The sequence below is a fragment of the Pedobacter sp. PF22-3 genome (genome assembly GCF_026239555.1).
Lineage (GTDB): Bacteria > Bacteroidota > Bacteroidia > Sphingobacteriales > Sphingobacteriaceae > Pedobacter.
Window position 1 is genome coordinate 74,520 of record NZ_JAPIVP010000003.1, and the last position, 22,628, is coordinate 97,147.

16 protein-coding genes are annotated in these 22,628 nt (G+C 39.5%); 6 read left to right on the top strand and 10 right to left on the bottom strand.

The window, feature by feature from the left end; genetic code table 11:
* Positions 1 to 2: 2 nt before the first annotated feature.
* Both OQX63_RS05255 and OQX63_RS05260 read left to right on the top strand, forming a co-directional pair.
* The gene (locus tag OQX63_RS05255) at positions 3 to 5,873 is read left to right on the top strand and encodes a glucoamylase family protein (RefSeq protein WP_265849836.1); all 5,871 of its coding nucleotides are present in this window, start codon (positions 3 to 5) and stop codon (positions 5,871 to 5,873) included.
* A gap of 54 nt (positions 5,874 to 5,927) precedes the next feature.
* Positions 5,928 to 6,632: a thioesterase II family protein gene (locus tag OQX63_RS05260; RefSeq protein ID WP_265849837.1), complete on the top strand. Its 705-nt coding sequence runs from the start codon at positions 5,928 to 5,930 to the stop codon at positions 6,630 to 6,632.
* A gap of 71 nt (positions 6,633 to 6,703) precedes the next feature.
* Here OQX63_RS05260 and OQX63_RS05265 read toward each other — a convergent pair whose 3' ends face one another.
* Entirely contained in the window at positions 6,704 to 7,405 is a 702-nt protein-coding gene (locus OQX63_RS05265; RefSeq protein WP_265849838.1) for a LytR/AlgR family response regulator transcription factor, read from the bottom strand.
* Between the two features lie 609 nt (positions 7,406 to 8,014).
* Here OQX63_RS05265 and nusG point away from each other — a divergent pair.
* Positions 8,015 to 8,515: a transcription termination/antitermination protein NusG gene (nusG, locus tag OQX63_RS05270; protein ID WP_265849839.1), complete on the top strand. Its 501-nt coding sequence runs from the start codon at positions 8,015 to 8,017 to the stop codon at positions 8,513 to 8,515.
* A gap of 90 nt (positions 8,516 to 8,605) precedes the next feature.
* On the opposite strand, the gene OQX63_RS05275 is transcribed toward nusG, so the two are convergent.
* From OQX63_RS05275 to OQX63_RS05285, 3 genes are all read right to left on the bottom strand, one after another.
* Positions 8,606 to 8,938, bottom strand: coding sequence for a hypothetical protein (locus OQX63_RS05275; protein ID WP_265849840.1), 333 nt, complete (start codon positions 8,936 to 8,938; stop codon positions 8,606 to 8,608).
* A 110-nt stretch (positions 8,939 to 9,048) separates the two neighbouring features.
* The gene (locus tag OQX63_RS05280; protein ID WP_265849841.1) at positions 9,049 to 11,409 is read right to left on the bottom strand and encodes an outer membrane beta-barrel protein; all 2,361 of its coding nucleotides are present in this window, start codon (positions 11,407 to 11,409) and stop codon (positions 9,049 to 9,051) included.
* Between the two features lie 169 nt (positions 11,410 to 11,578).
* Complete coding sequence (locus tag OQX63_RS05285; RefSeq protein WP_265849842.1) at positions 11,579 to 11,920, bottom strand: hypothetical protein; 342 nt, start codon at positions 11,918 to 11,920, stop codon at positions 11,579 to 11,581.
* Positions 11,921 to 12,044: 124 nt separating this feature from the next.
* On the opposite strand from OQX63_RS05285, the gene OQX63_RS05290 reads away from it, so the two are divergent.
* Complete coding sequence (locus tag OQX63_RS05290; protein WP_265849843.1) at positions 12,045 to 12,596, top strand: RNA polymerase sigma factor; 552 nt, start codon at positions 12,045 to 12,047, stop codon at positions 12,594 to 12,596.
* The gene (locus OQX63_RS05295; RefSeq protein ID WP_265849844.1) at positions 12,593 to 13,012 is read left to right on the top strand and encodes a hypothetical protein; all 420 of its coding nucleotides are present in this window, start codon (positions 12,593 to 12,595) and stop codon (positions 13,010 to 13,012) included. Before OQX63_RS05290 ends, OQX63_RS05295 begins: the two co-directional genes overlap by 4 nt.
* Before the next feature lie 68 nt (positions 13,013 to 13,080).
* Here the strand turns inward: OQX63_RS05295 and OQX63_RS05300 are convergent, their stop codons facing one another.
* The 6 genes from OQX63_RS05300 to OQX63_RS05325 all read right to left on the bottom strand — a co-directional run bounded on the left by OQX63_RS05300 (position 13,081) and on the right by OQX63_RS05325 (position 21,938).
* Positions 13,081 to 13,905: a glycerophosphodiester phosphodiesterase family protein gene (locus tag OQX63_RS05300; RefSeq protein WP_265849845.1), complete on the bottom strand. Its 825-nt coding sequence runs from the start codon at positions 13,903 to 13,905 to the stop codon at positions 13,081 to 13,083.
* Between the two features lie 2 nt (positions 13,906 to 13,907).
* Positions 13,908 to 15,197 carry a purple acid phosphatase family protein gene (locus tag OQX63_RS05305; protein ID WP_265849846.1) on the bottom strand — a complete coding sequence of 430 codons (1,290 nt, stop codon included), beginning with the start codon at positions 15,195 to 15,197 and terminating at the stop codon, positions 13,908 to 13,910.
* Between the two features lie 30 nt (positions 15,198 to 15,227).
* Entirely contained in the window at positions 15,228 to 16,700 is a 1,473-nt protein-coding gene (locus OQX63_RS05310) for a SusD/RagB family nutrient-binding outer membrane lipoprotein (protein WP_265849847.1), read from the bottom strand.
* 11 nt (positions 16,701 to 16,711) lie between these two features.
* Positions 16,712 to 20,164, bottom strand: coding sequence for a SusC/RagA family TonB-linked outer membrane protein (locus OQX63_RS05315; RefSeq protein ID WP_265849848.1), 3,453 nt, complete (start codon positions 20,162 to 20,164; stop codon positions 16,712 to 16,714).
* Positions 20,165 to 20,261: 97 nt separating this feature from the next.
* The gene (locus OQX63_RS05320; RefSeq protein ID WP_265849849.1) at positions 20,262 to 21,287 is read right to left on the bottom strand and encodes a FecR family protein; all 1,026 of its coding nucleotides are present in this window, start codon (positions 21,285 to 21,287) and stop codon (positions 20,262 to 20,264) included.
* Positions 21,288 to 21,380: 93 nt separating this feature from the next.
* Positions 21,381 to 21,938, bottom strand: a complete 558-nt coding sequence (locus OQX63_RS05325) for an RNA polymerase sigma-70 factor (protein WP_265849850.1) — start codon at positions 21,936 to 21,938, stop codon at positions 21,381 to 21,383.
* A 258-nt stretch (positions 21,939 to 22,196) separates the two neighbouring features.
* Here OQX63_RS05325 and OQX63_RS05330 point away from each other — a divergent pair, with 258 nt between their 5' ends.
* Positions 22,197 to 22,472: a hypothetical protein gene (locus tag OQX63_RS05330; protein WP_265849851.1), complete on the top strand. Its 276-nt coding sequence runs from the start codon at positions 22,197 to 22,199 to the stop codon at positions 22,470 to 22,472.
* The last annotated feature ends 156 nt before the right edge of the window (positions 22,473 to 22,628 follow it).

Below are 22,628 nucleotides of genomic sequence, written 5' to 3' on the forward strand. Positions count from 1 at the left end.
GTATGCATAATTTTTCTACAGGGATTTTACAGCCTTTATCCAGTAAAAAGAGTTTACAACAGCAACTGAATAAGATTTATCTCGGGCCAGATGTACCATTAAATCATCCCAGCGGTGATATTACCTTAAATCCTGAAGCCATTGGAAAACTTCCCGTTATCGCAGGTAATTTTACAAAGCAGCTTACCAAAATACTCTCCGCATATGCGCAGGTACTTAAAGAGGCCCATGAATTGTTAAATGCGCTTGATCAGCAGAATATACAGGCTCTTCAAAGTCGTGACTTGCTGCAAACCACCTATAATATCATCCGGGATCAGATACATAAAACGAACAGATTATTGCTGCTGGCAGAAAATGACCTGGCAGGTGTAAATCATCCCATGCTTGGTAACGTACCCCGGGTATATGCACTATGTAACTGGCTTGTGCAGCATACCAGCGCAAAACTTGATGCTGCTAACCTGTGGGCACTGGTTGGCGATTGCCAGCAGGTTATGGACCTGCATATAGCAGATTTGAAGGCCATCAGAGGAATGTTAAAACTGGTGCTGATTGATCATTTGCAGCGCATAGCCCTACGTATGTCTGCCAGCGCTTTGGGTATAGCCCCGAAAGACGGGGCAGAAACAGCAAATGATACTGCAGATAAGGTTATGTTCAGGAATATAACCAGCAGCCTGCGGGTACTTGATACGATAGACTGGCATCAGTTTATTGATCAGGTTAATATCATAGAGCCCCTGTTAAATAAAGATCCTGCAGGTGTATATCAACTGATGGATTTCTACACCCGTGAAAATTATCTTACCGCAATAGGTGATGTTGCAAGGCTATCGAAACGAACAGAACTGGAAGTAGCACAAAAAGTTATGACGCTTTCCCTGCAGGCACCGCCCGATACTCCTGCTGCACATGTAGGCTTTTTTTTGGTGGGGGAAGGTCGCGGGCAGCTCGAAAAGACATTGGAAATTCCCAATCGCTGCAGAAAAAATTCAAAACAGGTACCAACGAAAATATCATTTAACTTTTATTTGGGAATTATCCTAGCATTTACTTTGCTGCTGCTCATTTTGGTAAGCATACCATTATATCATCATCATATAAAAGCATGGCCAGCGACATTAATGGTAATCTTACTGTTAATAATGATGTTGGGGATATCAAGACTTGTAGCAGATACCATAGCCATGCTAACAGTTAAACCATCGTTTTTACCCAGATTAGACTTTTCAGAAGGCGTACCATCCAATCACGCAACGCTGGTGGTAATACCCGCTATACTCACCAGTGAAACATCTATAGAATCACTGGTTTCTGGTATAGAAGTTAGATTTTTAGGAAACAGAGATGAAAATATTCGTTTTGCCCTACTAACCGATTATGCTGACGCCAATGCCGCGGAAATGCCTGGAGATATTGCATTGCTAAATAAAGCAAAAAGTTGTATTAATGCATTAAATGCTAAATATAATACAGATTGTAGTAAACACTTTTATCTTTTCCACAGGCCACGGCAATGGAACGCAAAACAGGGTGTTTGGATGGGCTGGGAACGGAAAAGAGGTAAATTGTTGGCACTAAATGAGTTTTTGAGAGGATATGGTGAACAGCATTTTGAATATGTATCAGCCAGTACAGATTTATTGCAAAATGTAAAATACATCATTACTTTAGACTCAGATACACAATTGCCAAGATATACCGCATGGAAAATGATCGCCGCTATGGCACATCCATTAAATGCGCCCGTATACAGCGAAAAAAAGAAAAGAATTACAGCTGGCTATGGGGTACTGCAACCGAGGGTTGGACTGGATATTCGCGGCATGAGTGATTCCTACTACCAGCACATGCACAGTGTAATGCCCGATATAGATCCGTATAACTATGCAGCACCAGATGTTTATCAGGATCTTTTTGGCGAAGGCTCATTTGTTGGGAAAGGGATTTACCATATCGATACCGTAATTAAAGTTGTACATGATGCATTTCCAGAAAATAGAGTGCTTAGTCATGATTTGATCGAAGGCTGTTACATCCGTTCTGGCCTGCTTAACGATGTTACTTTATATGAACATTCTGTAGATTACTGGAGTGATGTTAGGCGTCGTCACCGATGGATTAGGGGTGATTGGCAAATTGCTTCCTGGATTGGTTTACATGTTCCTCATGCCAATGGTAAAACCAAAGTCCGTAACCCGCTCTCCGCATTATCCCGCTGGAAAATATTTGACAATCTTCGAAATAGCCTTGTGCCCCTTGCACAGGTCTTTTTGTTGGTATTGGGTTGGTTACTTTTACAATTCCCTTTATACTGGACACTGATTATGATACTTCCCAGTTTGTTTCCGGGAATGTTAATTGTAACGAAAACAATATCCGAAAGGCCTGACAGATTAATTTCCTACCAGCACTGGGGAAACGCTTTTAAAGAAGCATCAGGTCGCTTTTTTATAGGAATATATAGTCTTGTTTGCCTACCTTATGAAGCTTGGTATGCTTTCGATGCCATAGTATTGCGAACTGGATGGAGGATGCTCTTTTCGCATAAAAAAATGCTGGAATGGACTGCTTCAGACAGCCATTCAAAAGCGCATGATACCAGTATTGGCCATACCTATTTACGTATGCTTTCAGCACCGGTTGTGGCCATAATGATCGGGCTTGCATTGTGGTCATTGAATCTTGAATCATGGTGGCATGCCGCACCATTGCTCATACTTTGGATACTCAGCCCCGCTATGGCCTGGTATATGAACCGTTCGTATATTAAAAAAGGTATTATATTGACCAAAGCACAGGAAGCATTTATTCGGAGAATAGCCAGAAAAACATCTGCCTACTTCGAAGAGTTTGTAAATGAAGCACATAACTGGTTACCTCCCGATCATTACCAGGAATACCCAAGCCCGAAAGATGCAGCATATACATCACCCACTAACATTGGTCTTGCATTACTATCATATATTACAGCAAACGATTTTGGCTATATCACACAAGGACGGCTTTTGCAAACCACCACGGGTACATTGCAGACCATGGGTAAGCTTGAACGTTACAAAGGCCATTTTTATAACTGGTATAATACACAAACATTAATGCCTGCTACACCCCGTTACGTATCTACAGTAGATAGCGGAAATCTAGCCGGACATTTATACGTTTTTAAACAGGGAATCAAAGCATTGTGCAATCAGCCGGTAATTAGTAAAGTCTTATTTACAGGGCTTTATGAAACCATAGGGATCTTAAACGATGCTTTTAAGGAGCACTCAGGTTCAAAACAGGATGATGTTTTTATTTTACCAGATGAACCTTTACAAATCATCAATTTGCAACTAGGCTTTCAATATCTCCAACAGGTATTGGAATATGTCCGGCACACTTACAATCAGGCCCAGCAGTCTGAGGAAACAAATTACTGGTGGAAAGTCCTCAATCGCCAATGTAATGATATCAGTGAAGAAATGTTATTGCTTGCACCTTGGCTTCAATTGCCTACTGCACCTGAAAAATACAAACAGCTTATTCCTGTGGCATTTCCGGTACTGAATGAGCTGTCAGCATATGAGGTGCAATTAGAAAATACGGGCAACGAAGCAGAAGACGAGTGGTTACAGGCATTACACAATTGCAGGCTGCAGGCAAAGCAAGTTGCAACCAAACGTTTACAGGCAATAGCAGAAATTATGAATTACTGCGTGGATTATGCCATCATGGAATATGGATTTGTTTACGACGAATCAGCACACTTATTGTCCATAGGTTATCATGTAGAATCAGGGTGTGCGGATACGGACTGTTATGATGTACTGGCTTCTGAAGCAAGACTTGCAGCTTTTATAGGTATTTGCCAGGATAAACTTCCGGTTAAAAGCTGGTTCTCACTGGGACGCCCGCTGGTTAATACCCAAAATACCTGTACATTATTATCGGCTAACGGTACAATGTTTGAATATCTTATGCCATTACTCGTAATGCCGGCATTCGAACATTCTTTACTTCTCCACGCCTGCAACGCTGCCATCCAAAAGCAAATAGATTATGGTAATAAATATGGTATTCCATGGGGTATATCCGAATCATGTTATGGCATCATGGACAATAATGACAATTACCAATACAAAGTTTTTGGTGTACCAGGCCTTAGTCTTAAGCACAATAACACGAACAATGAAATGGTCATTACGCCATATGCATCTGCTATGGCACTCATGTTGGCACCGCAGGCTGCCTGTCAAAATCTCGAAAATCTTTCTTCCTATGGCTTTGAAGGTCGTTATGGCTTGTATGAGGCCATTGATTATACATCTTACGTTGCCGGACAAAGTGCACCTGAAATTGTGAAATCCTATATGGTACACCATCAGGGAATGAGCTTCCTGGCTTTTGGTTACCTTTTACTGAACCAGCCTATGCAGAAACATTTCATGAATGACCCAGAACTCCAGTCATCTATGCTACTGCTTCAGGAAGGATTGCCCAAAGACATTTCTTCTTATTTGCAGGATGCAGAAATAGATGGTCATTCAGAAAAAATGCCAGAGCTTGCATTGCCTCACGAAACAGATGGTTCAAAGGCAGGTCAAAACAAAGCTACAATAAAACCACAGATGCATTTACTTTCTAATGGTAGTTATCATTTAATGCTTGGTGAGGGCGAAAATAATTTTTGCCGTTGGGGCACGAACTTACGTTCAAGAAGCTTTGGCGAAAAAGTGCCGGATGCAGGCATGTGTTGTGTGATAAATGATTTAGAAAATGATACACGCTTTATTGCTTCAGTTTCCCTGCCTGCCAAAGATGATCAAAAGATTTTAGCCTTCAACCAAGGCTATACAGATGTATATCAAAAACATAATGACCTTGAAATCCACACGCATATTATTGTAGCACCAGAAATTGATATTGAAGTAAGACATTTGAAAATTCAAAACACTTCATCATATTCTAAAACCATAGAATTGCAGAATATATGTGAATTGGGCATGGAACTTGCCGGTAGCCGCGAAACCAGTATCGTTCCATTTTTTCATAAAGAAGTGATTCATGATGGACAGGCGATCATCAGTTGTAATTTGTTTCTACCACCAAATCAGCAGCAGCCATGGACATTTCACACTGTAACTGTGCACACTGGAAAAATTCTGAATACCTTTTGCGAAACAGATAGTGTTCATTTATTTCTTTCAGATACCGACAATGTCCAACTGCTCAATGCTTCTGCAATAAAGTATAGGTTATTGCTGAAGGCAGGTGAACAGGTTACATTAACGGTTTGCAGGGGCGTTGCTGAAAGTAGAATGGCATGTTTGGCATTGATTTTACAATGCAGGCAACCAGATTTCAGCAGAAATCTTATAGCTGAGGTATACCAGAATAATCTGGTCGTTTTGCAGCGTATTAACGCGGTAGAAAGCGATTTGCAGTTATGTAATTTACTGGCTGTTGAAATTTTGAGGGCTGGAAATATATCTTCCGGTTTCATGTTTGACTATAAGCCCAGCTTTGATAAACAGCCACTTATAATATTGCGCATTCATAGCTGCGACCATATAGAAGTAGTGGCCAAAATGATACAGTTACATGCCTATTGGCATTTAAAAGGGTGGTCGATGCAGCTCGAAATCTGGAATGAAGATGACAGCAGTTATAACAATTTTCTACAGCGTCTGGTGATGGAACTCATTACAAGTGGTATAGGAGCGGAGGCTGTTAACCGCAATACGGCAGGTATTTTTGTTAAATATAATAAGATTCTTTCCGAAGCTGACTATGCTACAATACCTGTAGCTGCGTGTGTGATAAATGCAGCCGAATGGATGGATTGGAATGCGCGTATTAATGATGATTTATATTCACAAAATTGAGCAGAATAAACCACTTTTATCCATTAGCCGGAATAACTTTTCATAAATATTAAAATGAATAAAATAGATCAACCCACTATTTTTATGTTGCACTTTGCCGGTGGTAATACTTATTCATTTAATCCGATCAGTGCTTTTTTAAAAGATTTTAACCTGGTAACGCCCGAATTGCCGGGAAGAGGAAACAGGATGAACGAAGCCTTAATTAAGGATTTCGAATCTGCGGCGGAGGATCTTTTTTTTCAAATATTAACTAAGCCAAAGGTTACAGAATATTTAATTTTTGGACACAGTATGGGCGCATCACTGGCAGTAAAATTGGCCGCAATGCTCGAAAATATCGGCAGACCTCCCATAGCGACTGTAGTGAGTGGCAATGCCGGCCCAGGCACGGGTAAGAAGAAAAATACTTATTTACTTAATCCCCCCGGATTTAGGGCTGAACTGGAAAAATTGGGCGGTATTTCTGAACAAATATTTGAGCATGAAGAATTGTTCGGCTTTTTTGAACCAATTTTAAGAGCAGATTTTGAAGTTGTTCAGAAACACCCCCTGCAAATAAAATCTGTGAATACGCCGATTTATGCCATAATGGGCAGCGAGGAAGATACAGTTTCAGAAATAAGTAACTGGCGCAAATTTACCACAGCAGAATTTGATTATAAAGTACTTCCAGGTAATCATTTTTTCTTATTCGACCATTGTGAAAAGATGGCTGAAATTATCAGGCACTGTTACAAGCGGTATAAAATCTCTTGATTAAATAATCATTTAAATGGCTCGGTTTATCAGATAAGCCGCTAACCAGCATTTAAATCAAAATCAAATCATTAGCTTACATTGTCCATCAAATCCTTCCTGAAAAATCCACCAATAGGAATAGTATGATTGCCCTTAATCACAATTTCATTTCCAATAATCACTTCCACAAACTTTAAATTAATGATAAAAGATTTATGCGAACGAAAAAATAAGTGAGGTGGTAACTTTTCAAGAATATGTTTTAAACTGGTATAAATTGTATATGATTTTTCCGATTGCGTATGTATCCTGATGTAATTGCTCAAACCCTCAATATGTGTAATCTCCTCGGTATTTATTGTTAAGCGATTCTTGTTATTTTCAAATTCAATAAATTTAAAATTATTTTGAGGTACGGTGGTTGTTAAATTACCTTTGGAATAAATCTTATTAAGGCTTTGAAGAAATCTTTCGTACCTGAATGGTTTCAGCAGGTAATCTACAGCATTCAAATCGTAAGCCTGGTGGGCATAATTTTTAAAACCGGTCGAAAAAATAATATTTGTTTTATCCTTGATCAGGTATGACAGTTCAATACCCGAAAGTTCAGGCATATCAATATCTAGAAATGTAATATCTGGTGAAATTTCTTGTTTTGAAATTTTACTTAACGCCATCAAGGGATTGGTTTCCGTTCCGATCAGCTGAAGTCCGGGTGTCTGCTCTATATATTCTGAGAGAATTTCAATAGCGTGTTGTTCATCATCAATGATGTAACAGGATCTTATCATAAATTTATTAAAACGTTTAACATCGTAAATAAAATTTGCTTTACAGGTCTTTATTTTAATTCATTTTGTCTTGTTATTTTTTATTGTTAATATGGAAATAGTTCATGTTTATATGGTTTTTCGATGATAATAAAACCCGCTCAATAAATTATAATTTTGTATGTTTAAACAGTGTATTCTGAATAACAAATTTACAACTAAAGAGGTAGGCATCATTTTTTTTATGTATTATTAGTGTCTCAATTTCTTAATAAAAGGTTTAGCTGACTTTTTTTACAAAAATCTGTAAATTAAATTGGCCTATGTAACCTATATCCGCTTAAACCTATCTTAAAAATAAACGATAACAATGAGTACAGGTTACGAATTCTTACAAGCTTTTTTGTATAATTTATGTTACTAAAATGTTATTATTTAATTACGCCAAAAATTCAAGAAATAAACATGGTTAATATATAAATTGTTTTTACATCGATAAATTATAAAATTACATAGCTTGTAGTATATTTCGTATAATTTGCAATTAACAATATTTTTTAATGCCTGATTTAAAGTAATTTAGAAATTGAAAAATGATGATATAAGTTGTTAAAATTTCAATAGTTACTTATGAGTGTAATTGCAAAGAAATGGTATGTTGTTTATACAAAACCGAAGTCCGAAAAGAAAGCAGCTTCACAACTTGGTGAGCTTGGGGTGGAATATTTGTTACCTATGAAAAATGAAAGCCGTACCTCAAATGATCGCAGAAAAACAAACAATACGCCACTTTTCCCGTCATATGTTTTTGTCCAGCCACCCGATAAAAAAAGCTACCTGGATATTTTAGATTTAAATACTGTAGTCAACTATGTTAAAATTGGAAAAGACGCTGCCATTGTTCCCCAATCCGCAATTGATAACCTCCATATTATAACGCAACAGAATTGCGATATATCTGTAACATCCGATCGTTTTGAGGTTGGTCAGGATTTAACTATAGTACACGGACAGTTCAAGGGCTTGCAATGTGAAGTAGTGAAAGTTGATAAAAAAGATTTTGTACTGATCAGACTTGATATCTTCAAAAGACAAATACTAGTTGATATTCCTAAAGCTATGTTATCTTAAAGCTTAATATGTTAATTGCTTATCAAAATTTAATAAAATGCTAAGTTAATTTCCAGCTGAGATAATAAATTGGAAAAAACTTAGCATTATTTATAACAGATCGATGTTAAACTGATGCGGTACTTCAAATAGCTGGGGGAATATGGCCCTGAAGCTGGATTCCTGATAAAGCACTATCATGATTTCAACCACATCTATGCTGTATTTTGTCTGAATCCGATGGGCATATAACAAATCTGATTGTATAAGACGTTGATAACGTTCTAATACTTTTTCATCATTGAAAAAATCTGCAATATTAAAATCTACAGGATCTCCGGTTTGAGGTATATGCGGAGGATTCTCTAAAATAATAGCGTAAGGACCACAGTAATTTTTATGAAATAACTGGTTGTCGAATTCAAACCTGACGATTGTCTTCATTTTCTATATTTATATGAGCACAATAACATTCAACCCTATAAATTATTAGCTTCAATAACATCCATACCAATGAACAATTAAAATTAAATAGTCAGTTTTTTTTGAAAACATTAATTGGCCAGGTCATTATTTCTTATTGATTTTTTACTTTTGTTAATACCACCATTAAGACCGCCAAACTTATAATTCAGGCTGAGACCAAATGAGCGGAAATAATCCTGAGAAGTATATACTTGGTTAAAATCCGGTCCGAAACTGCGTACAATATTATCTCTGAATTTGGTAAATGGATTTTTAACCTGAGCAGCAAATATCAGTTTGTTTTTAATTAATTCTTTATTTACACTAAAGGCAGTTCCTACAAATCCATTCGAATATCCCTGTAATCCTGTAGGATTTCTGCTGATAACATTTAAATCGGCATTTACTGCCCATCCCTTAACAAAACGGAATCCGTTTGACAGGTTGAAAGAATACATTAACCTGTTATTGTTAACAATCTTTCCATCAGCTATGCCTTCCAGCCATAAGTAAGTCGCGTTACCATTCAGGTTAATGCTGTAGGTTTTACTAATCGGATAGGAAAAGGAAAGGTTACCGCCTAAATTGCTCGACCGGCCTGTATTTGCATAACTTGTTCTGGTGATTTGTGTAGCAGGATCAAAATCAATTACCTGGAGGTCAAGGTTGTTCATGAAAGAATAATTTATTCCGATATTTAAGGATACTTTTTTATTCAGGCCATATCCAATCTGAAAATCATTAATCAATACCGGACGCAGGTTGGGATTTCCCGTAACTTCAAAATTAGGATTCGATCGGTCAATATATGGATTGAGCCTGTTTATGCCAGGTCTTCTGATCCGCTGGGAAAAACCAAAGTTTAGTGATGTGCTGTTTTTAAAGTTTTTTCCTATGGCTACAGATGGTAGGAAATTCAGGTAATTTTGGTCTGTCGCCGTATTATTACTGATAAAATCAGCCCTTATCATAGTCCCCTCAACCCTTAAACCTGCATTAATATTCCAGCTGTTTAAGTTTATTTGATAACTGTTATAAGCACTAAATACATTTTGCGTATTGGTATATTGGTTTGATAGGGCAGGGTCGGGTTCAAACACATTGTTGAAACTATTGAAGCTATTATACCCAAAATCACTATTACTGTTACGCAGAATTGCTTTTAAGCCGGCTTCGATATTTACTTTTTTAACAGGTGTAATGAAATCGACCTGCATAGTGTGTTCGTTAAACCTTTGGCTATCGTGCTGTTGGTAATCGGGAGTGTTAAAATTAAGCTGTCCGGTGGTCGCTACCTGATCATCGCGATTGTTCTGATTATCCGAAAACTGATAAGAAAAAGTAAGAAGCCTGTCTTTAACTGCTTTAAATCCAATCTGATAGTTAATGGCGGCATCAATTCCGAAAACATTTCCCTGATTATCACTAAACAAATCATATGCCTGAGTAAGAATATTATTTTCCCTCAGTGCAGACATTTGCGTCCTGTTGGTATTTGAGTGGTTTCCATTCAAATTTAACTGGGCAGAAATAAGATGGATCGAATCGATCTCCAAACTCATTTCAGTACCAAAATATGCGCTTTTATTATTTGATTTGTTAATACCTTGCTGTAATAAACTTGTAGGGTTACTACCAAAGGTTGATCGGTTATTTATATAAGTGGTTTGCGGATTATAATTGAGGCTTCCACCACCATAGGCTGATATCGCAAACTTACCGGTTTTAGCTGTAAATGAGCCACCAAGACCTGGTCCTCCTACAGGAAAATTACCGTTAGCATTGAGCGATCCGCTATAGCCATCATTTAATTTTTTAACGGTAATAATATTAATAATGCCCGTTAGCCCTTCACCGTCATATTTTGATGGCGGAGTAGTGATGACTTCTATTTTTTCGATAGTAGATGCGGGCATACTTTTTAGAATTGTATTTAAATTATTCTCCACACTGGCTGATGGTTTACCATTAATTAATACTTTAAAGCTCGAATTGCCTTTTAACATGATATTATCACTACCATCCAAAGAGATGTATGGAATTTTATGCATCATTCCCAAAACACTGTTGGATTTACTTTCAGGGTCTGCCTGCAAATCGTAGACTATTCGATCGGCTTTTTGCTTAATGATGGGCATATTAGCCGTAATAGAAACTTCGTTTAAAACATTCACTTGTTGTTTCAGGTTAATCTGCCCCAAATCGGTATCCTTCTGCAGGTTAACAGATAAGATTTTAGGTTCATATCCTGTAGCAATAATTTCAATGCGGTAACTCGATGGACTTACATCAGGAAAATTAAAGGCACCATCTTCCATACTTACACCAGCCTTAATGGTTTTACCCTCACCATTATTTATTTTGATGGTGACGAAAGGAAGCTTGCTGTGTGACAGGGAATCGCTAATGCTACCTTTCAGAAAAAAAGAAGCTATGTTTGTTTGAGCCATTAATCTGCCATTTAGAAGAATAATAAAAGCAAATAATGCTATGAAGAATAAACGGAAATGTTTGTCTGTTTTCATATAGGCTGTAATAATGAGGTAGATAATTGTATATAAGAATTTCCAATAAAAAGGAAGATTTTTGAATTTGTTGGATATTTTTCTTGATAAATGCTTACTTTTTATCCTGTTTATTACGGATAAAAAGGTAGTAAAGAAAAAAACCTGATGCAATGAACATCATTTCAATGCCATATGGAAGTGGTGAATCTTCAGCGCTGTAAGGTATAAACTGCATTACAACCAAACCTAAACCAGTGGTCATTAAAATGATGGCCCATTTCATAGCCTCAGTACCAAAACCCGATAACTGCTGCAAAAACTTTAACCCTGTCTCATCTAAAGGACCTGATTCGATAATCCTTTTCTTTAAACGATAGTTATATAAAGCAAGGATGAAAACTGCAATTACAACGAAAAATAAAATTACGATTATAAATGGCATTAACTGTTTCATGATATTTAATTTAAATTTTAAAAATGGATTCAGAAACAGTAGACTTTAAAAACATGGCAACGGTTGCAATTTTTTTTATTTATTTTTTGCAACCATAAATTAACGGTTACCGACTACTGTATATATGTTAAATGAGAAGGAAATAATTTCTAGAGTACTGAGAGGAGATTTCCGCGCTTTCGAAATGTTGGTAAAACAATACCAGAAACTGGTATTTTATGTAGTAAACCGCTTGGTACATCAGTTACAAGACAAGGAAGACATCTGCCAGGAGGTTTTTATTAAAGTGCATTTATCTCTCCATAAATTTCAGTTTCAATCAAAATTATCAACGTGGATAGCCCGTATTGCCTATTTAACAACTGTTGATCATTTAAAAAAAAGAAAGACTGAATGGCTGGAAGATCATCCGGAACAGCTGGCGAATTATAACTTTAACGATGATAGTCCGGAATTGCAACTGGTGAAAAAAGATACATCGGCCTATGTTAATAAGCTGATAGAAAGAATGCCGATGCAATATAGAACTGTTTTAACCTTGTATCATTTAAATGAATTTACTTGCGCTGAAATAGAACAAATTACAGGAATACCGGAAGGAACAGTTAAAAGTAACCTTTTCAGGGCACGCAGATTATTAAAAGAAAAAATTGAACATAATTTAAAAAACGAATGATGGACGAATTAAATGATGAACAAATACAGGCGCTGTTGGAAAAAGGAATAAATCCAGCAACAGATTTATTCTCTGCAGCTGAACAGGAACAAGTAGATCAATATTCTTCTTTATTTCAAACGCTTAAAAATGAACCGCAATACGACCTGCCTGCAAATTTTGCATCCAAAGTTTCATATCGTATTGAATTTAAATTAAAACGCCGTAGTGATTTAAAGTTTAACTTATTTGCCGCCCTTGGCATGGCTGCCGGTTTAATCATCGCTTATTTTCTGTTAAGCATCATCAAAGTTGAAATAGGTAACCAGTTTCTATTAACCGTTTTCAAGTTTAAATGGCTGTTGCTAATAGGAACCATGTTGCTTATCGGGACACTTGTTATCGATCAGAAAGTGGTAAAGCAAACTATTGCATGATAAATTTAAGATCTACCCCAAACCTACACTCAGACCTGCTGAGAAATTAATTTATGCCTAAATGATAGCTAGTTAGCTCTTATCTTAACCAATTGGAGGTATTTGATAAGTGCCTCGGGATGATCGGTCTGCAAACCCTGAACGCCATGTTTTATTGCCTTATCCCAATCACCCTGTGTTTCGCTCGCTTTTTGTACATCCATGAAGATACTGATGCCCATGGTTTTTAAAACCGGCAGTAATTTTTCATTTGGAACATTATCAATCGCCTCCAGGGGTGTTTTTGCCATGGCCTCCAATAATCCTTCCCTGGTTGTAATGGTATTATCAAAACTCGACATTAAAGGCATTTCAGGTGTGGTTTTCCGCCACGAAAGGTAATCGCTGTTGCCACTCACATAAACCAGTACCTGACGCTCCATTTTGGCTTTTTTAATGGCCTGATAAGCTTTCTCTGCTTCGGCAGCTTTAAAGTCCAAATAGATATTGATTTTTCCTTTACAGACTTTAAGCGCCTCTTCAAAACTGGCAATACGGTGCAAACTGCCATCTTTGCCTTTAAGAACGAGTTTTTTTACCGCTTCTAAATCAAGGTCTTTTATGAGCCCCTTTCCATTGCTTACCCCATCTACACGGTCGTTATGTAAAAGTACCAGATGTCCGTCTTTTGTAGTACGCAGATCGAGCTCCACATAATCGGCACCGAAAGCAATAGCCTCCGTAATGGAAGCTATTGTATTTTCGGGTTTAATTAAATGACTACCACGGTGGGCAATCACAATAAAAGCATTTCTTGATTTCGGCAATGGCCTCATCACCTGTTGTGAGAATGCCGGTATCCATAAGCCACTAAATAGGATGCACAGTAAAAACGATTTTATTTTTATTTTCATGACTAAGGCTTTTGCGCAGGGTTCATATCTGTAAATGCTGCAGCGCTATTTCTGTCGCCTTTTTTTAATGAGAAGGCATCAAAAAGTTCGCCCGAGGTTTTATAGGCCTCAAATTTAAGGTTCTTACCATCAACGTGGATTACCTGGAAAAGCTGCGTGTTCTCTAAAGATACATCCATCCATTTTGCACCATCTACTTTGTACATTTTAGGGCCTGCAACCGAAACCAGATAAACCGGTCCGCTTAAGTCCCTTCCCGATAATCCCCTTGGCAGATTTTGGCCACGGCTGTAGGTATGGTCGTGGCCCTGCAGTACAAGATCAATGTAGTATTTATCAAACAATGGTTTAAACCGATCTCTGAATTCCTTATTATCCCTGCTTTTTGCTGTCGAAAAAATAGGGTGGTGGAAGGTAATCACTGTCCATAGCTTTGTATTTTCCTTTAATACTTTTTCGAGCCATTCGTATTGGGCTTTCGCCGAAGCTTCATCCAGGATAATCATTTGAGAATCCAGAGAAATGATCCTCATGTCCTGATAATCCACATAATAAACCGATTCTTCCAGCCCTTTTGGTCCATTACCTGCAAAGGTATACTGTACACCCCAATGAGGGTCGAGTACCAGTTTTCTTTTATCATCGCGCACATATTCATGGTTTCCGGGCGAAGGAATGCTCGGTACCATACCATTGATAAAACCACCGCCATAATGCCATTCACCCCATTCCTGGTCGTTGTTCGAACGGTTAATCAGGTCGCCCGTGTGGATGATAAACCTGGCATCAGGCTGATGTGAAAATGCCTTGCGGATTACCCTCGACCACTTGGAACGGATATCGTTCTGTGCATCGCCAAGATAAATAAAAGAAAAAGGGATGCTTTTAACCGATGCAGTGGTAAACTGGAACCACTCGCTCCAATGTTCGCCAGAGCCAACGCGGTAAGCATATACCGTTGCCGGTTTAAGGTTGTTAAAGGTAACATGGTGGTACCTTGCAATTTCATAATTATTTCCGCTGCCCAGAAGGTTAGAAGCAGCGTCGTAATTGGTGATAGATTGCTCGAGTGCCGGATTTGAATCCTCAGCCTTGATCTGTGCTTTTGAGGCTTTAATCGTGGTATCGGTACGCCAGTTTACGGTTTGACTCGTAGCAGGATCGCCGGCCCAGGTTAAAATTACGCGGTCGGGAAAATGCCCAGGTTTAAAATCCTGGGCATATGTTTTAACGCCAGTGGCTAAAACAGAGAGTGTAAATAAAAAAGAAAAAGTTTTGATGTATAATTTCATGTTATTTTAATCAGTAATAAAGGAATTGATTTATTTCAGGTACCACATTAGGGTAGTTTGATTGTCGGCACCGAAAACGGAAACGGCTTTTTGATAGTTGACACGGTTTTTTGCGCTTTCCGAATCGGGATAGGTATAACGTTTTGGAATGCTTCTTCCGGCTGCAAGCGGACCGGTAACAAAAGCAGGATAGCCGGTACGGCGCTGATCAAACCATCCCTCCGAACCTTTAAACAACATGGCCAGCCATTTTTGGGTGATCAATTGTTCGAGCGTACCATTATATTTTACCAGGGATTGATCGAAATAAGTTTGCGCTGCGGTTACCGCATAATTGCTCATCGATTCTCTGATGCCTTTATAGTACAGCGATTCTGCGGTTTCGCCACTTACCGTAAGTTTGCCTTTTTGTACGGCTTCGGCCAAAATAAAACACTGCTCGGTATAAGTGATCAGGCTGGCTTTTAACAATGCGTTCGAAGCACCTCCGTTTTTGCGGAAGAATGCAGAAGAGAAAACCGAAACATGATCTTCGCCACCGTTATAAGCTGATGGTGCATCGATGGCATTGGGTACACCCACATAACGGTTAAGATCAACGGTTGATCCGCTGGTGCTTTTTACCGGTTCTACCCAAACGCCAAGCCTCGGGTCGTTCCTTTGGATCAGCCTATCCACCAGTTCCTTACTTACTTTGGTTTTCTGGTAATCGAAATCGATCATCGCCAAAGGGCCACCCGGCCAGCTATAGGCCGCAATATTGCCCAAATAGGCTACCTCTGCATTATCAGCACTGCTTTCGAAAATAGGGAAGGCAGTTTTATCGTTCAGGATTTCCTGCATCTCGGTAAAGGCCGGTGCATAGTTTTTCGAGATCCGCAACAACATCCGCAAACGCAGTGAGTTGGCAAACTTGCGCCAGGCCAGTGCTTTTCCTTTAAACATTACATCGCCTTTGGCATTTATTTCCTGACTATTGCCTTTTAATATATCGTTGGCTTCCCTCAATTCTTTCAACAGATCAGGATAAATGGCCTGCTGCTGATCGTATTCCGGGTAGATGAGGTTGGCCTCTTTTGATTTTAATGCCTGCGAATAAGGGATATCGCCATACAGATCGGTCAAATAGCCAAAGTTGAAAGCCTTCATAATTTTACCGATGGCCACATATTGGTTTTCCGAACGTTTTTGTGCGGTTTCCATAAAGGTTTTATTCACCGCTAAGCGGGCATAAATGTCATCCCAATCAACCGGACCCCAATCTAACAAATCGTAGCCCGTATTGCGCACAAGGGTAAGGTAGCGCGCTGCCGAGGCCGGCCTCCGGTCCACGGCGTTTTCCTGGTAGGCATAAGCGGTAGAAACGAGCACATCCGACATTAAAAATTCGGTATTTGTGGTTTCAGGTGCATTGGGGTTGGTATTTATTTCTTCAAAATCTTTGGTGCAGCTTGTGATTAAAGCAGCCAGCGTGAATAGGAGCGTTGTATATTTGAATTTCATTTTTGTACAGGTTAAAAGTTACAACTTAGTTTAAAACCGAATGAGCGGGTGCCTGGGAGTGTCCAGTGGCCTACACCGAGTTTAAAACCTTCGGTTACGCTCATGGTCGTTTCCGGATCATAGCCCAATCCATTGGCAGTCCAGGTGTAAAGGTTCCTTCCGATAAGCGATAGCGACAGGTTGCTGATGGGCAGTTTACGCGTTAGTTTCTTATCGAACACATAGGTTAACGAAGCTTCCCTGATTTTCAGGAACGAAGCCGAATAGGTTAACCTTTCGTAGTATTTGTTGTAAGTATTATTGTAAAAATCTGCAGCGGCAATAATTACCGTGTTTTGGGTAAGGTTACCGTTTGCATCAGCAATATAACCCGGAATAATCATCCCGTCGTTACGTTTTCTGCCCTGCGAATCTGTCCATGGCAAACCGCCTGTTTCTGCATCTCTGCCTACCAATGTATTATCGGTTAAGCCGGCATTGATTAAGCTTTTAACTACATACGAATAAAAATTACCACCCTTGCGCCAGTCTAAAAGCACATTTAAAGTGAAGTTTTTGTAACTGAAAGTATTGTTAAAACCCACGGTAAAATCGGGGTTGTAGTTTCCTACCTTAATATATTCGGTGTTATTTCGGATATAATGCCCGGTTTTATCCAGTAAAGCCGCTCCGGCATTTGGCCCGCTGCTTACCTTGGTATAACTAGGCGTGTAAAAATCGCCGATTTTGGTACCTTCTTTAATCAGATAACGGATGTTGTCGCCATCGGCACTGCCCATAGAGTATTCTTTTAAACCTTCTGATAATTCGATTACCTTATTTTCGTTTTTCGTAAAGTTTACGTTGGTTTCCCATTTTAAGATGCCATCAAAAGGCACTGCATTTAGGCCAATTTCCCAGCCGCTGTTCTGGATGTTTCCGGCATTGATCAAACGGTTTGATGAACCTGATGCAATTGTGGTAGGGATGTTGATGATCTGGTTCCGCTTATTGGTTTTGTACCAGGTTACATCGATGCCCACACGACTTTTGAAAAAGCGAAAATCTCCACCAAATTCGTAAGATGTAGCAATTTCTGGTTTAAGGAAGTTGTTTTTAAGGTTAAACTCAATGGTTGCCCTTTTTACATCTCCCCAGTCCTGGTTAAAAGGAATGGTATTGTACAACTGGTAAGGATCTGTATCACTACCCACCTGCGCCCAGTTGGCCCTAACTTTAAGAAACGAAAGCACATCAGATTTGATTTTGAATACATCGGTTACAATGGTGCTTAACGATGCCGACGGATAAAAATACGAGTTGTTGCCGTCAGGTAATGTGCTCGACCAATCGTTTCTGCCCGTTAAATCAAGAAAAACCATATCCTTAAACGATACTTGCCCAAGTCCATAGATGCTATTAATGCGTTTGCGAGAGTTGTACTGCGAATTTACAATGGTACCGGCCTGTGCATTGGCAATATTATATACCCCTGGTATGCTTAGGCTTTCTGTTTTCTGCGCGGTAAATCTGTTGGTCTGGTTCATTTGGTTACCTCCGGCAGAAATACTTAACGACCAATCCTGGTTCAACAGTTTTTTATAGCTCAGTAAAAAATCGGTATTCTGTTCTTTAAAGAAAGAATTATCTACCCCGTATCCACCGAATTTAAAACGTTTTGAACTGAAGGGGCGTTTAGTTTCGTGTTCTTCGTTGTACATATCCAACCCTGTACGTACCATTAAACTTAAGTTTTTGCTAATGTCGTAAACCGCCTGTATGTTTCCCGTTAACCGGTTCCTGTCGTAGCCGTTGGTATGCTCATACGCTACAAAATAAGGATTGTCGGAATCATCTGCTGAAAACTGCTCGATGTTTTCCCTTCCCGGTTTCCAATAGTTTTTCAGGTCGTTGATGTTCATGTTCGGCGGAAGCGAATACAGCATTTGCGTTACGCTTTCGCGGTAAGCCGATGGCCTGTTGTCGCTTTTATTGTTTACATAACCAATGTTGGTACTGATCTTTAATTTAGGATGCAGCACGTAGGTGGCTGAAAGGTTAAGCGTATTCCTTTTCAGGTCGGTATTGGGTACAATCCCTTTATTGTTGAGGTTAGTGTATGATAAACGGTAATTGCCATCGGCATTTTTGCCACTAATGGAAATATTGTTGGTGTAGGTAGCGCCGGTTTCGTAAAAATCCTGCGGGTTGTTGGGGTGAGATACCCAATCGGTGGCAATCGGTTTTCCGCTGGCATCCAATGGGCTGTTCCATTGCAGGTGTTTTGTACCTACATCAAGCCTTGGGCCCCATGCCGAAGTGGTAGAAGAAGCCTGATCGTCAGTATATTCGCCGCCGCCAAAGGTATGCTGAAAATGTGGGAACATCCAGGCCTGATCGTACATGGCATTTGAGTTGAAATTGATGCCCAAACCTTTTTTGTTTGCCGAACCGCTTTTGGTGGTAATCAGTACCACACCGCTTCCGGCCCTGCTGCCATATAAGGCTGCTGCACTTGCACCTTTTAAAATGGTAATGCTTTCTACATCATCCGGGCTGATATCGGCAATGGGGCTGCCATAATCAACTGATGAGCGACCAACTTCTGATGTGGCGCGTAGCGAATGTGCTACCGGAACACCATCAACCACAAATAAAGGCTGGTTATCGGTAGCGATAGATGATTGCCCCCTGATGGTGATAAAAGAAGTTGATCCGGGATCGGAACCGGCACTTACTACATTTACTCCGGCTACTTTGCCTGCGAGCGAGTTAACCACGTTTACTTCTTTTACAGTATTAATATCGCTTCCCTTTACGGTGGCGATAGAGTAACCCAATGCTTTTTCGGCACGTTTAATACCCAGGGCGGTAACCACTACATCTGAAAGTGCAGTTTCATCAGGGGCGAGGCTAACAATTAGCTCGCTTTGGTTATTGATTGCGATTTCTTTGGTCTGATAACCGATCATCCTGAAAATCAGTATGGCCGATTTGTCGGTAACGCTCAGGCTAAAATCGCCGTTCAGTTTGGTGCTGGTAGAATTGTTGCTGCCTTTTTCGATTACGTTTACGCCGGGCAGGGGCAAACCTTTATTGTCAGTCACCTTTCCACTCACGCGGACTGATTTTTTAATAATCACCTGGTTTCTTTCGATCAGGTAGGTAAGCTGCATGGGGGTTAAAATCCGGTTTAACAAACTGCTAACCGTTTCGTTATCAGCTTTTAAGCCGGTAATGTGCTGTTGCGCTACCGCATCTTTATTGGAGTATACGAAATACAGGCCGGTTTTCTTTTCAATGGTTTTAAATAGATCGGTTAAGCTGCCCTGTTTTAAATTGATGCTTACTTTGGTGTTTAATTGTTGTGCATTTACGGGCGATGCCTGCCCTACAAAGAGCATTACCGAGAGCATGATGTAAATGATGGTGAAAAAACGCATTGCGCTAAAAATTAATTGACTAGTCACTGCTGACTTTTTCATAACTTTGTATGTTTTAATCTTGATGGGTTAAAATAAAATTTAAAATTTCTTAGCTGCGGCATGCGCCAACATGCTGCAGCTATCTTTTACGCGTTGTTTAGTTACATTTACCTCCTTTTATATAAATAGTCTGTTTGTTTATGGTGTAATGGATATCGAATGTAAGCCCGATGGTTTTCATTACCTCGCTTAGTGCCACATTGTCGAATTTTGCTGTGAGTTGGCAGTTTTTGAAAGACTGGTCGGTAATAATCTTAACCGCATATTTACGTGATATGATCTGAAATACCTCTTCCATAGGTGTGCTTTCGAAATTCATCTTTCCTGTTCTCCAGTCCACCGAGGTTTTGGCATCATCAACGTCTTCGCGCAGCAGCCGGGCTAATCTTAGATCGTAAACTGCTTTCTGATCGGGCAGGAGGTGAACCGCAGATGATTGTGCGCCTGCAGAATCTCTTGAAACCGCTACCTTTCCGGTAAGCACGGTTACTTCCGGCCGGGAGCCTTTCCAGGCACGGATATTAAAACTGGTTCCCAGTACCCGGGTTTGGATGTTCTGGCTTTTTACGATAAACGGATGAGCAGGATCTCTTTTTACCTTGAAGAAAGCTTCTCCATTGAGTTTAACCGTTCTGAAGCCGGCATGTTTCAGGTTTTGCGGAAAGCTGATGCTACTGCCTGAATTTAACCATACCTCCGAACTATCTGGGAGCATAACATTAATAATTTTGCCAGGCTCAGCAGTTTTGGTTACCCAGGCAATGGCGTTTTGGTTAGTAACAGCGGTTTTTTGATTACCGGTTACAAAAAATACCAGCGCCCCAATAACCGCTGCGGCAGTTGCAGCCGGCCACCATTTTAATATCTTCAGTTTTTTTGCCGGAGCCTCATCCAGCTGTTGTTTGATGATGGCAAAACTTTCTCTCCACGATCCATCGTCCGGTAGTTGCGCCGTATCTTCCCATAGCGATAATGCCTCTTCCAATTGTGCTAGCCGCTCGGCATCGTTATCTGCCCAATCGTTAAGCTTTTGTTCGAGCATGGCTATTTCGGCCTTGCTGCGGCCGGGGTTTTCCTTTACCGCTAAATATTCGAGTACCAATTTCCAGGTTTCCTGATCCATTCACATGCTTTTATACTTAAAAAGACAAGAATAGGAGGGGCACTACGGGCCGTAAGTCGTTAACTTTGTGTTAATAAATCGTTAAGTGGTGTTTTACCTGAATTCAAATCTGTTTTTCAGTACTTTTTGTTGAAGAAACTCAAAACCTTTTACAAGATGATCTTCTACGGTGCGTACCGAGATATCCAATAAAACTGCAATTTCCTTGTAACTGAAGCCATCAATCCGGTACATGTAGAAAATAAGCCGCCTGCGCTCGGGCATCTGATCAATAAGGGCATAAAGTACCCGGTTCCGGTCTTTATTCTGAAGCGCCTGCGCCGGGGTTTCTTTCATGTCAGTAATTTCAGGGATCTCTTCTTCGCTATCAATATGCCAGAGATTGGCTTTCGGCGCTTTGTGATAATTGGTAGCCGCATTTTTAACGGCACGGAAAAGGTAGGCTTTTTCGTTAGTGAGGATGGTGCCGTTTTTCCATATGGAAATAAATACATCATTTAAAATGAGTTGCGCATCTTCTATGTCCTTAACAAGATAAAGGGCATAATTTTTTAACGTAGGGTACATACGGCGATAAAGATCTTCGAAAGTTTTTTCATCAAACTTTTGTTCCATATCGTCGTTAAATCCGGCAGTATTGTTTTCGCCCATAAATTATCGCGTCAAAATTAAAATTCAGAAACGATACGCATATTAACAGAATATTAAATACTCATGGTAATTTAGCCTTCAGGTACCAACGGTCTGAGAAGAGGATATTAAGAATTGTACTCTATTTAAGCTTGTTTTTTTTAATTGATATTTAGTTAGTGTTAAATTATAGGAGGGTTAATTCATTGTTAAGTGTCTCATTTGTCTTGTTGTAATGATAATTTAATATTAAATTTATCATTAGGTAACTTTGCGCCAATGAACTTTCCCCTTTTTCTTTACTACGAGCTACTGATCAGATTGACCCTTTTTAATCCTGAGATTGGAGAATTCCGATCTGCACTGCCTTTTGATGATCATGTACTGCTCAAAACCGATAAGGGGATGATGGAGATCCCAATATATATAATGAACATGCAGTTCAACGATCCAGGATTGATCCCGGAGCTGGAGATAAGCAAACTTGCTGCCGCCTTTCGAGCCTATAGCGAAATTGACGCAATGACCTGTGGGCCGGTTTCAAATGCATCCTAAGGCAAGCTTGAAATATTACTTCAGCACTAGCCGAAATGCTATCATAAGCAGTATATCGAGTGAACATATAGAGGGATCCTAAAAAATAGCGTGCAATACCGAAAAGTGAAAAAAGGATTGAGATATTATTGTTTTTTTCTTTAAAAATTACGCCAC